Consider the following 13,059-nt stretch of genomic DNA (forward strand, 5'->3'; position numbering starts at 1 on the left):
TATTATGCTTCTTCACCAGGTTCTGAAGCGATGATTTGTAGATCGCCTTCAATACGCCAGTTTTTAATCGTGTAAGGTAAAATAAAGTGAGTTCCTTTAGAAATCTCGTAACTTTCTTCTTCTTTAGTAGCGTCGTCAATAATAACGATGTTACCAGCACCTTCAATAACACTAACAATTGTGTAAAGAGAATTTTGTTTAAAATCAAGCATGCCTGACACTTTCCATTCGTAAACGTTGAAGAATGGTGTTTTAACGTATTCTGTAATGCTAGAATCTCCGAAAGATGTTTCTTTAATAGAAAGAGTTGGGTCAACGTGAGGAATAGTTGTCACATCAACAGATTGTTGGATGTGTAATTCTCTTGGTTTACCATCATCGCCTTTGCGGTCATAATCGTATACGCGGTAAGTTGTGTCACTACTTTGTTGTGTTTCTAAAATCATGATGCCAGCTCCAATAGCATGAATAGTACCACTTGGAACATGGAAGAAGTCGCCAGCTTTTACTTTAACTCGGCGTAATAAATCATCCCAACGGCCTTCTTTAATCATCGCTTCTAATTCTTCTTTAGATTTAGCGTGGTGACCATAGATAATTTCAGCACCTTCATCGGCAGCAATAACATACCAACACTCAGTTTTTCCTAGTTCACCTTCGTGTTTCATGCCATAAGCATCGTCTGGGTGAACTTGTACAGATAAATCATCTGCAGCATCTAAAATTTTAGTAAGAAGTGGGAAGACATCACCTTTAGCATTACCAAATAGCTCACGGTGTTCTGCCCAAAGTGTATCTAAACGTTGACCTTTATAAGGGCCATTTTCAACTGTACAGGTACCATTTGGATGTGCACTTACTGCCCAACATTCGCCTGTTTTGTCACTTGGTAAATCGTAACCGAAAACGGTGTTTAATTTTTCACCACCCCAGATTTTTTCTTGTAGTACAGGTGTTAAAAATAATGGTTGTTCCATGAATAAAGTCCTCCTTAGTAATAATATCTTAATTATTATATCAGATTTTTGTTAGTGTGGCTTTCTCGTTTAAATATTCCTCTAATATGTGATCTCTTTTCTCTATATAGTCCACTCTATTGTCAATAGGATGAACCCGATTTGATAAAAAGATAAAGGCGCTTTTTTCTTTTGGATCAATAAGTAAAAAAGTACCAGTATAACCTGTATGGAAAAGTAGAGGTCGTTTTGTATCGACAGTCGTTTTTAAATCCCAACCTAATGAACGGTTTAGTGTCCCACTAGGAGTCCAGTCTTGTAATAAGTTTTGGATGGTTTCTTTTTGGAAATAGTGACTGCCATCTGGTAATTGCCCATAGTTAAGCACCATCTGACAGAAAGTAATACAGTCATCTAATGTAGAGAATAATCCTGCACTACCGCAATTCTCACCTAAGACAAAAGCTTTAGGGTCATGGACAGTGCCGCGAATAACACCTCGTTTAGGATGATTTTCTGTAGCGGCGATAGAATCGGACAGGTCAGGTTTAAAAGTACTTTGATTAAGTTGAAGCGGACGTAAAACTTCCTCCTCTATAACGTGTTGTACAGGTTTGTTATATAATTTTTCAATTAAAAAGCCAAGTAAGAGCGTTCCGGTATCTGTGTAGGCTACTTTTGCTCCGATATGAGGTCCTGAGTTTAAAAGTAAAAGCGCTGCTCGTAACTCTTCTTTGTTCAGAGTGTCACGATCTTTTATGAAAGGATTGATATCAGATGTGTGCGTTAGCAAGTGTCGACTAGTTACTTTTTTATCTTGAAAATCAGGCAAATAAAAAGCGAGTGGTAAATCAATATCAAGTTGTCCGTCCTCAATTAATTTTAAAATAACACTGTTTGTGCCGATTACTTTAGTAAGTGAGGCAACATCAAAGAGTGTTGTGTCAAACATTGCATCAGGGTTAGGTAAAAGTGAGGCGTGACCATAAGAGTGTGTCTCAATTGTGTTACCTTCAACAAAGGCGAAGTTAGCACCTGAAAATACACCAGATTTTAATTGAGAAAGAATGGTTTGTGTTGTATTAGGATACATAAGTTAGCTCCTTTCAGATATAGGTTTCTTGATTAAGTATAGCAAATAAATCAGTATAAAAGCGTGATTTTATAGTGAAATGTGACACAACCTTTCTTTAGAAATCCGACTAAAAAATTGTTATGAAAAAATTCGTCAGATTGTATATTGCCGTCCTAAATTTCCTGTGATAGTATTAGGAAAAACAGGTGATAACCCTAGCGATTATATCAAAGGACCCTCGTGCATATGAGGGCCCTTTTTCTAAATATTTTTAAGTTAAAAATATAGGTAAAAGTAATGAAATAGGCCGCTATAGGTATCAGATTGGAGGAAAAATATGAAAAATAAAGAAACACAAAAAATGATGTTGATTGTTATTGGTAATCTCTTCTTAGTATTCGTAGGGATTGGGTTAGTTATACCAGTAATGCCAACATTTAAAAGCGAGATGCATTTAAGTGGGCAAACAATGGGTTATTTAACCGCAGCCTATGCGATGTCACAATTAATTTGTTCACCAGTAGCAGGACGTTTATCAGATTTATTTGGTCGTAAACGGATGATTGTTATAGGTATGATTATCTTTTCATTATCAGAATTTTTATTTGGTATGGGGACAACTGTACCAGCACTGTATGTTTCAAGGGTTTTAGGTGGTCTTAGTGCGGCGTTAATCTTCCCTTCAGTCATGGCTTTTGTGGCAGATATTACGACATTAGAAGAACGACCAAAAGCAATGGGCTGGGTATCAGGAGCAATTAGTGGAGGTTTTATTATTGGACCTGGAATCGGTGGATTCTTAGGTGATATCTCTATGCGTTTACCGTTTTATGTAGCCGGTATTTTAGGTTTAGTAGGATTCTTATTTGCGTTAGTTATGCTTAAAGAACCAAAACGTATTGAAACAGTGACAGAAGACGGTCCAAAGGCAAGTTTAAAAGAAGTTATTTTAACGCCAGCGTTAACATTCCCATTCTTTATTATTTTGATTAATGCGTTTGGGTTAGCGGCATTTGAGTCTATTTATAGTATCTATGTAGATATCAATTACGGTTTTTCAGTAAGAGATATTGCGGTTGTTATCACTGTTAGTGGTGTTCTTGCTTTAATTGTTCAAATTGTCTTCTTTGATGCAATTGTTCGTAAAATTGGTGAGATTGGTTTAATTCGTTTATGTTTAGCTGTCAGTGCTGTTTTCGTACTAGCGATTGTCTTTGCTAAAGGCTATTGGGGTGTCTTGATTAGTACATTCGTCATCTTTTTAGCGTTTGATTTAATTAGACCTGCTATTACAACATTTTTATCTAAACATGCGGGTGAAAATCAAGGATCAGTTAGTGGAATTAACTCCGCACTGACAAGTGTTGGGAATATTGTAGGGCCTATTTTATCTGGGACATTATTAGATGTTAACTCGCATTATCCGTACTATGTTGTGGTTGTTATCTTGACAATTACCTTCATGTTAACAATGATTTGGAACACTAAGACTAAAGTAAAAATGAGTTAATTTAAAACACGTTTAGGCGTGTTTTTTTATTTCTAAAAAATTAATTAGATTTACAAACAGATAATTTCCTATTTGGCGAAAAAAGTGGTTTAATTAGAGATGAGAATAATTACAATTAGCATGGAATGTGCGAAGGTAATAAAAAACGGAGGAATAAAAAACATGACTAAAAAGAAAATTGTTGTCTTGGGAGCAGGCTATGCAGGCCTTAGAACGGTAAAAGGCTTACAAAAGAAAGGTCTAGACGCTGATATCACATTAATTAACAAAAATTCATATCACTATGAAGCCACTCAATTACATGAAGTTGCAGCCGGTACTGAGCCAGCTAAAAAAATTAGCTTTGAAATCAAAGATGTTATTGATGAATCAAAAGTTAATTTTATTCAAGACGAAGTTGTTACGATTAACCATGACGCTCAAGAAGTATCATTAAAAGAAGGCGAAAAAGTAAGCTATGATTACTTAGTTGTTGCCTTAGGTTTCGAATCAGAATCATTTGGTATCCCAGGTGTTGATGAATTCGGATGGCCATTAGTTGATATTAAAACAGCTGAAGCAGCTAAAGCACAATTAGATAAAAACCTACAAAATTATAAAGTATCAAAAGATCCTAAAGATTTAAGTATTGTAGTTTGTGGTGCTGGTTTCACAAGTATCGAATACTTAGGTGAAATTTCAAACCGTTTACCAAAATTAGCGGATAAATTTGATTTCCCAATGGATAAAGTGAAAGTAACATGTATTGAAGCAATGCCAAAATTATTACCAATGTTCTCAGAAAAATTAGCATCATACGGTATCGACGTATTAGAAAAACGTGGGGTTGAATTTATCGTAGGAACACCAATTAAAGAAATCAAAGAATCATCAGTTGTTTACGAACAAGATGGTGAATTAAAAGAAATCGAAGCAAGTACAATTATCTGGACTACAGGTGTACGTGGCAGCAGTGTTGTCGGAGCATCAGGCTTTGAAGAACGTCGTGGTCGCGTAATGGTAGAACCTGACTTAACTGTTAAAGGCCAACCAAACGTCTTCATGATTGGTGACGTTAGTGCGGTTATGGATGAAGCATCAGGTCGTCCTTACCCAACTACAGCTCAAATCGCCTTAGTTCAAGCGGACTTTGTCGTTGAAGCGATGGCTAACAAATTTGCCGGAACAGAACCAAAAGGATTTGAATTCAAATCAGCAGGTACTGTTGCGTCATTAGGTAACAATGATGGTATCGGTCATACAATGAACAAAGATTTCAAAGGCTACATCGCCTCTGTTATGAAAAAAGGAATTGTAGACAAATCATTATTACAAACAGGAACACCTTCAGTATTACTTAAAAAAGGTCGTTTTGATTTCTACCACTAAGAATTTAACTATTAAAACCTTGAATCTCTTTGGATTCAAGGTTTTTTATTTTAGTCTGGAAGACTCTGATAGTATCAATCAACCTCCTAAATAGTGTATAATAAATAGACATAGTTAGAAGTGGAGGCGTTAAGATGGTCTGTTATCCAAATGTTCAAGTTGCAACATTAATTAATCGAGATAATCGTTTCATAGCAAGGTGTTTGCTGGAGTCTGGAGAAGAAGTTCGGGTTCATGTAAAGAATACAGGACGTTGTAAAGAATTGTTAATTCCAGGTGTTACTGTCTCTCTTAGCTATCAAGCATCGCCGACACGAAAGACTGATTATGACTTAGTAGCTGTTGAGAAAAAAGGCAATTGGATTAACATCGACAGTCAAGTTCCCAATCAACTTGCAGCAGAAGGAATTCAATCTGGTGAGATTGTTCTGCCATTTTTAAAAGGAAATATCACTGAAGTCAGACGTGAAGTAACATACGGAGCATCGAGGTTTGATATTTGTGTAACAACTGACCAAGATGAGAAAGTCTTTGTTGAAGTCAAAGGGATGACCTTAGAACACAATAAAAAAGCTGCTTTTCCAGATGCACCAAGTGAAAGAGCTCTAAAGCATGTGACTGAATTAAGTACAGCAAGAGCGGAAGGCTACCTAACTGCGGTGTTATTTATTATTCAGTTAGAAGAGGTTGAGTTGGCAACGATTCACGAAGAGCGTCAACCAAAATTACAACAGGCGATTGAAGAAGGGTCTAAAAAAGGTCTTGAAGTTTTAGCCTATAATTGCAAAGTTACGCCAGAAACAATCGTACTAAAAGAAAGTATACCAGTGGATTTAGCACATGATTTTGTTGAAGCACTGGCTTAAATAGGGGAGAGAATAGATATGTTGAATTTAGGAATTATTGGTACAAACTGGATTACAAAACAATTTATTGAAGCGGCAGAAGCATCAAAAGAGTACCGCTTAGCATTGGTTTACTCTAGAAAATTAGAAACAGCTCAGTCATTTGCAGCTGATTTTTCGTGTGAGGGTGTAACCGATAGTTTAGAAGATTTTTATAAGGCGGAGGCTATTGACGTGGTTTATATTGCGTCGCCAAATAGCTTGCACTTTGAACAAGCCAAAGCAAGTTTAGAAGCGGGGAAACACGTTATTGTTGAAAAACCAGCTGTATCAACGTTAGCTGAGTGGCAACACCTATTAGCTATTGCGAGTGAAAATGACCGTTTTATTTTTGAAGCAGCCCGTAATATTCATGAAGACAGCTTTAAAAAAGTATCAGAGTTATTAAGTGCCTGTGAAGATGATGTGATTGGGGCGAATATTAGCTTTATGAAATATTCATCACGTTATGACGCTGTTCTTGCAGGTGAAGAGCCGAATATCTTTTCACTTGATTTTTCAGGAGGAGCTTTAATGGATTTAGGTGTGTATGTACTGTATGCATCAGTGGCGTGGTTTGGTAAGCCTGAATCTGTTCATTACTTTGCTAGAAAAATTAGAACAGGTGTTGATGGTATTGGCACAATGGTTTTACGTTATGAAAACTTTGATGTAAATATGATGACAGGGAAGATTGGCAATAGTTTCTTACCAACAGAAATCTACACACCAACTCAAACCATTAGTTTAAATGCGATTAACAGCATAGATGACATTTCTGTTATTGATCAAAAAGGTAACGTGGAAAAAGTTTCATGTACAAGTTTAGACAATCCGATGATTGAAGAAGCCGTAGACTTTGCAACTGTTATTAATAACCCAACATCAGAAGAGTCAAAAGAAAATTACAGCAAGTGGTGTGAAGTGGCGCTGACTGTACATGACATCATGGAAACGTTACGTAAACAAGAAGGCATTTACTTTAAAGCCGATAAAAAATAAAATCAATTAGTTTAGAAACTGATAAAGAATATGAGGGAAAAAGAGTGACGACATTAGTAGAGAAATTACCAGAAGTGTGGCAAGCGCAGTGGGGGAAATTAGGATTTACATCAGCTTCACCCATTCAAGAAAAAGCATATGAGCCGTTGTTAGCAGGAGAAAACTTAGTAGGGGTATCTCCGACAGGTTCAGGAAAAACATTAGCGTATTTATTACCGTTACTACAAACGATTGAAAAGGGAGCAGGCAATCAATTATTGATTTTACTGCCTTCTCAAGAACTAGCGGTTCAAGTAGCGAGTGTGACGAAAGAATGGGCTGATTTACTAGGCTTAAACTCACAAGCACTTGTAGGTGGCGCCAACGTGAAACGCCAAATTGAAAAACTAAAAACGAAACCAGAAATCCTAGTAGGGACACCCGGTCGTGTGATTGAGTTGATCAAAGGTAAAAAAGTGAAAGCACATTTACTAAAAACACTTGTCTTAGATGAAGTGGATCAATTAATTGAAACAAGTGAGTTAAATGCCTCAGCAACTATCTTGAAATCATTAGACCGTGACGCGCAGTTAGTCTGTGTCTCTGCAACGGCTGTAGCGATTGAAGAGAAGTTAGGTGAGTTAAATAAACGCGAGATGACAATACTAGACGTAACGGATGAAGATCAATCAGCTGGAACGGTTGAACATGGCTATATTGTGACGCCGCCAAGAAAACGTGTGGAAGTCTTACGTAAATTGTCACATATCAAAGGATTTAAGGCCATTGTCTTCTTTAACGAAGTGCAAGAGATGGGCTTTGTGTCAGAAAAATTAGAGTTTTTAGGTGTAGCAAATGCGACGTTAGCATCAGACCAAAATAAAATGGAACGTCGTTTAGCGTTATCTGCTTTTGCGGATAATAAATTAAACTTACTATTAACGACAGATATCGCTGCTCGTGGGTTAGATTTCGATGCTTTACCGTATGTTATTCATTATGACGTACCGTATACATTGGAAAGCTACGTTCACCGCTCAGGTCGTACAGGTCGTATGGGGCATGATGGACATATCTTATCACTTGTTGATGATTACTCTATTCGTGACCTTAAGAAAATAGCGAAGCAAAAAGAATGGCCATTATCAGAAAAAACAGTTCACAGTAGCCAAATCGTGACACAAGAAAAACGTGTCGTAATGGATGGCGAAACGGTGGGGGCTGATGGTGAAACAGGAACATCAGAGAAACCAGCTAGAAAGCCTAAAGGCGATGGCGAAGTGAAACGTTATAAAAAAATTAAAACACCTGCTGAAAAGAAATCAGCTAAGAAAAAAACTAAATCTAAAAATAAAAAGAATGATAAGAACAAAGGGGCTCGTAAAAAGTCCGAGAAATAATGAACTAAAGGGTGGGACAGATGTCGAATAGAAAAGAACAGATTATGACGATATTGGAGGAAAATCCAACAGGCTTAACAGCTGCCTCAGTGGCAGATTTAATGGCACTAGATCGAACAAATGTCAGTAGGTATTTAAATGAATTGTCAAAAGAAGGACGAGTAGCAAGATCAACTGGACGTCCTGTGGTATTTTCTATTTCGACAGCTGAGGAGATAGAGCAAGAGTCTTTTGAAGTTAGCTTTGACACATTGGTAGGGGCTGAGGAATCATTAAAGGTCGTTATCCAACAAGCGAAAGCCGCGATTCTTTACCCACCTAGAGGACTACATACGACTATATTTGGCCAAACAGGAACAGGGAAATCACTTTTTGCAGAATGCATGTATCGATTTGCAATTAGCTCTGAAACACTTCCTAAAACAGCACCGTTTATTTCGTTTAACTGTGCTGACTATGCTCAAAATCCGCAACTTCTTTTTGCGCATATATTTGGTGTGAAGAAAGGAGCCTACACTGGTGCGACAGAGGACCGTGAAGGGTTAATGTCTAAAGCAAATGGTGGAATTTTGTTCTTAGATGAGATACACCGCTTACCACCAGAAGGGCAAGAGATGCTTTTTACCTTTATTGATAAAGGTGTCTACCGACCTCTTGGTGAGAGTAGTAAGAGTCATGAAGCCAGTGTTCAGATTATTGGGGCAACGACAGAATCTTCAAGTACCTTTTTAAGTACCTTTAATCGACGTATTCCGATGTCGATTACGTTACCTTCCTTAACAGAGCGTACGATTGATGAACGTTATGAAATTGTAACGCGCTTTATTAAAGAAGAAGCGAACCGATTGAATCGTCGTATTATTGTCGAGCGTGATGCGATTTTAGCTTATATGCTCTATTATGCAGAAGGAAATATCGGACAGGTGAAGCGCGACTTGAAACTTGTCTGTGCAAAAGCCTTTCTATATAGCCGTACCAATCAGAAAGACTATCTTCAAATTAATCAGCAAGAACTGCCATTACATGTTCAAAAAGGCCTTCTTAAAGTCAAAGAAGCACCTGAGAAAGTAGAGCGATTTGTAGATAAAAATAACCGTTATTTAACTTTTGATCCTGGTATGAAAGAAGTGGTTTGGTCACTTGATCCAGCGAGAGATATGACAGTATATAACGAGATTGAAGAGCGTGTATCCAGTATGACATCGGTTGATTTGGAAAATACCGATTTGGCAGAACTGATTGAAACAGATGTCGATAAGTATTTTGAAACCTATGTGGATGAATTGACGAGAAGCGATGTTCATAGGGAATTGATTTCTGATAAAATGTGGGATTTAACTAACAAAGTGTATGATTTGGCAGAAGAGCGATTGGATAGAAGTTACAATCAAAAAGCTCGTTTTACATTTGCACTTCATCTTCAAGGGACGTTGGAACGGATTGAAAAAAATAGAAGTATTGTTCATCCTAACCTTAATGAAATTAGAATCAATTATAAAAAAGAATTTCAAGTTGCACTAGATATATCCTCTTTAATAGAAGAAGAATATGAGATTGAAATACCATTTGACGAAATAGGATTTATCACAATGTTCTTATCGCTTGATATTAGTGAGACTGTAGAAAAAGCTGAAAGTAAAGTGTCAGTAGTTGTTTTGATGCATGGAAAATCCACCGCAAGCAGTATGTTAGAAGCTGTTCAAGAGTTACTTGGAACCGATACAGGTAAAGCCTTTAATATGCCACTTACAATGGAAGTGCAAGAGATGTATGATGCACTCAAAACATATGTCTTAGAAAATCGTGAAGAGATGGAAAGTGGGATGCTGCTTTTAACAGATATGGGATCACTAAATACCTTTGGGGATATGATTTATGAAGAGACCGGTGTTAGAACGAAAGCTATTTCAATGGTCAGTACAATGATTGTTCTTGAAGCGGTAAGAACAGCAAGTATCGGTAGAAGTTTAAAGGATATCTATCAAAATATTCAACTATCATTAGAGAGTATTGTTAGGAATCAATTTAAACCCAAGCGTAAACTAGATAAAGCTGTTATCGTTACTTGTTTCACAGGTGAAGGTGTGTCTAAGAAACTTTACGAACGTGTGCTTCCAGTAGTTAATACAGATGTGATAGAAATTATTCAATTGCAATTTTTAGAAAAAGAGTCGTTTAAAAAGCATATCGATGAATTAATCGAGCAGTATGAGATATTAGCGATTGTAGGAACGGTAGAGATAGATTATCAAAATATCCCGTTCTTTTCAGCGTTTGATATCTTTAGTAATGAAAAATTAAACGTGTTTAAGCGAATCGTAGCGGATGAAGTACCAATGGAACAAATGGTATCCTCATTGGAAGGGACGATTAAAAGTGTTCCATCGGTATCGGTATTATTAATGATGCTGCAAAAAATCGTTCATCAAATGCAGACAGATTTACAAATTGTCGTTGAACCGGGTGTTGATGCGGGTGTGCTGATTCATTTGGCGTTTTTAGTAGAGGCGCTTAATAATGGACAAGCTGCGAGACAGTTTAAAGAGCTTGATGAATTTAAAGCAAGTCATCGTATGGAGATGAAGACAGTTCGTTCTAATCTAATGCCTCTAGAAAAGCAATATAATGTTGAATTACCAGAGAGTGAAGTGGCTTATTTAACACAAATGATGATTGAGAATAAAATTGATCAAAATTTTGTAGATACACACTAATCGTAGTGTGTAAGGATATAATCTTTAGTGTAAACGTTATATTGTATGTTCAAAAAGCGTGTTATATCAACAAAAACCGTGCCAATAAAAGTTGGCACGGTTTTTGCTTTATATATAAGTGTAAAATACAAATAAGGGAGACGATAGATATGTCAAAAAAAACAATTATGTTAGTATGTTCAGCAGGTATGAGTACTAGTTTATTAGTAACAAAAATGGAAGCGGCAGCAGAAGCTCAAGGAATTGAATCAGATATCTTCGCAGTATCAGCATCAGATGCAGATTCACACTTAGCGAATAAAGATGTTAACGTTTTATTATTAGGCCCTCAAGTTCGTTTTATGCAAAAACAATTCGAAGAAAAATTAGCACCAATGAATATCCCTTCAGCGGTAATCGATATGAAAGATTACGGTATGATGAACGGTGAAAATGTATTAAAACAAGCGTTAACTTTAATCGGTGAATAAGGACTAAGGAGATAAATTAATTTATGAGTATGAAAAGAGGAAAACAAATGGATGAAGCAAACTTAGAATCAATCATGGGACTTATCGTCAATGCAGGTAATGCAAAAAGCGATGCAATGGAAGCGATTCAAGCAGCAAAAGAAGGAAACTTCGATGAAGCAGCTGAAAAAATTAAAAGTGCAGAAGCGTCATTAGTAGAAGCGCATCATGCTCAAACAGGACTTTTAACTAAAGAAGCACAAGGCGATCATATGACAGTGACATTATTAACTGTTCATAGCCAAGATCATTTAATGACAGCTATTGCATTTACAGATATAGCTAAGGAGTTAATTGATTTACACAAAAAAATTGATGAAAAATAATTTTTAGGGGGAAGATGAGATGGACAAATTTATTGCCTTTATGGATGCAAAATTCATCCCAGTAGCTTCAAAAATTGGAGCACAACGTCACTTGGTAGCAATCAGAGATTCATTCGTAGTTACGATGCCTTTAATGATTTTAGGGGCTTTCGCAGTATTAATTAACAACTTACCGATTCCTGCAGTTCAAAACTTTATGAACTCAATTTTCTCAAAACAAGTTGAAGATGGTGTTTACATCTGGACTAAGTTTGGTGGAAATGTATGGAATGGTACATTTGCAATACTATCAGTGTTGATTGCTTTCTTAGTAGCTTATAACTTAGCTAACTCATATGGCAAAAATGGGATATCAGCTGGTACGACATCATTAGGAGCATTCTTTGCTTTTGGTGGGGCTACAGGTATGTCTTCAAATGGATTATTTATTGCACTTATCGTTGGATTAATCTCAGCTGAATTATTCTGTAAATTAGCAGGAAATGATAAATTAGTTATCAAAATGCCTGATGGTGTTCCACCAGCAGTAGCAAACTCATTTGCAGCTCTAATGCCAGCAATGATTACTATTTCTTTATTCGGTTTAATTAATACATTCTTCATGGCATTCGGTATTATGGACGTAGTAGCATCATTCTATGCAGCGGTACAAGAACCATTCATGAAATTATCTAGCTCTTATCCATCAGCTTTATTATTAGCATTCTTAACACCGTTCTTATGGTTCTTCGGTTTACACGGTGCCAATATGTTAGAGCCTTTAATGCAATCTATCAATGCGCCTTCTATTGAAGCGAATATCAAAGCGTTAGAAGCAGGAAAAGAATTACCATATATCGTTAACAAACCATTCTTTGATGCATTCGTAAACTTAGGTGGTACAGGTGCTACTTTAGGTTTAGTTATCGCGATTTTCTTAGTTGGTAAAAAACATAAACAATTCTCAGTTGTAGGTAAATTAGGAGCTGCTCCAAGTTTATTCAACATCAATGAACCTCTAACATTTGGTTTACCGATCGTATTGAATCCAATCTTATTCATTCCGTACATCATAACACCAATGGTATTAGTAACAGTAGCGTACTTTGCAACATCAATGGGTATGGTCCCAGCAGCTACAGGAATGCCACCATGGGTAACACCACCAGTAATTGGCGGTATCTTAGCAACAAATAGCCTATCAGGTGGAGTATTATCAGCAGTAAACTTAGTTATTTCAGTAATTATCTATGTTCCATTTATCAAAATGGCGACAATTCAAGAAATGAAAAAAGAAGCAGTTTAATACTAATTAGTAAAAGAAGCCAAATTTATTTGGCTTCTTTTTTTAGTCAAA

At 36.6% G+C, this 13,059-nt stretch carries 11 protein-coding genes; 9 read left to right on the forward strand and 2 right to left on the reverse strand.

Annotated features, from left to right (window positions below; genetic code table 11):
• Positions 1-2: 2 nt before the first annotated feature.
• Positions 3-977: a mannose-6-phosphate isomerase, class I gene (gene manA, locus OL233_RS03305; RefSeq protein WP_275470953.1), complete on the reverse strand. Its 975-nt coding sequence runs from the start codon at positions 975-977 to the stop codon at positions 3-5.
• A 40-nt stretch (positions 978-1,017) separates the two neighbouring features.
• Positions 1,018-2,049 (reverse strand): serine hydrolase domain-containing protein, encoded by a 1,032-nt coding sequence (locus OL233_RS03310; RefSeq protein ID WP_275470954.1) that lies wholly within the window; start codon positions 2,047-2,049, stop codon positions 1,018-1,020.
• Between the two features lie 319 nt (positions 2,050-2,368).
• Here OL233_RS03310 and OL233_RS03315 point away from each other — a divergent pair, with 319 nt between their 5' ends.
• The 9 genes from OL233_RS03315 (at position 2,369) to OL233_RS03355 (ending at position 13,008) form a co-directional block, all read left to right on the forward strand.
• The gene (locus OL233_RS03315; protein ID WP_275470955.1) at positions 2,369-3,541 is read left to right on the forward strand and encodes an MFS transporter; all 1,173 of its coding nucleotides are present in this window, start codon (positions 2,369-2,371) and stop codon (positions 3,539-3,541) included.
• A gap of 162 nt (positions 3,542-3,703) precedes the next feature.
• A complete protein-coding gene (locus OL233_RS03320) occupies positions 3,704-4,909 on the forward strand; it encodes an NAD(P)/FAD-dependent oxidoreductase (protein WP_275470956.1) in 1,206 nt (401 codons plus the stop codon).
• 134 nt (positions 4,910-5,043) lie between these two features.
• Positions 5,044-5,775 (forward strand): DNA/RNA nuclease SfsA, encoded by a 732-nt coding sequence (gene sfsA / locus OL233_RS03325; RefSeq protein ID WP_275470957.1) that lies wholly within the window; start codon positions 5,044-5,046, stop codon positions 5,773-5,775.
• An 18-nt stretch (positions 5,776-5,793) separates the two neighbouring features.
• Positions 5,794-6,795, forward strand: coding sequence for a Gfo/Idh/MocA family protein (locus tag OL233_RS03330; protein WP_275470958.1), 1,002 nt, complete (start codon positions 5,794-5,796; stop codon positions 6,793-6,795).
• Positions 6,796-6,839: 44 nt separating this feature from the next.
• A complete protein-coding gene (locus OL233_RS11395) occupies positions 6,840-8,174 on the forward strand; it encodes a DEAD/DEAH box helicase (protein ID WP_275470959.1) in 1,335 nt (444 codons plus the stop codon).
• A gap of 20 nt (positions 8,175-8,194) precedes the next feature.
• Entirely contained in the window at positions 8,195-10,888 is a 2,694-nt protein-coding gene (locus tag OL233_RS03340) for a sigma-54-dependent transcriptional regulator (protein WP_275470960.1), read from the forward strand.
• 149 nt (positions 10,889-11,037) lie between these two features.
• Positions 11,038-11,358, forward strand: a complete 321-nt coding sequence (locus OL233_RS03345; protein ID WP_126831494.1) for a PTS sugar transporter subunit IIB — start codon at positions 11,038-11,040, stop codon at positions 11,356-11,358.
• Between the two features lie 47 nt (positions 11,359-11,405).
• A complete protein-coding gene (locus tag OL233_RS03350; RefSeq protein WP_126831922.1) occupies positions 11,406-11,723 on the forward strand; it encodes a PTS lactose/cellobiose transporter subunit IIA in 318 nt (105 codons plus the stop codon).
• A 19-nt stretch (positions 11,724-11,742) separates the two neighbouring features.
• Positions 11,743-13,008 (forward strand): PTS sugar transporter subunit IIC, encoded by a 1,266-nt coding sequence (locus tag OL233_RS03355; RefSeq protein ID WP_275470961.1) that lies wholly within the window; start codon positions 11,743-11,745, stop codon positions 13,006-13,008.
• Positions 13,009-13,059: the final 51 nt, after the last annotated feature.

Source organism: Vagococcus proximus, from assembly GCF_029143285.1.
In the GTDB taxonomy this organism is placed as follows: domain Bacteria; phylum Bacillota; class Bacilli; order Lactobacillales; family Vagococcaceae; genus Vagococcus_D; species Vagococcus_D proximus.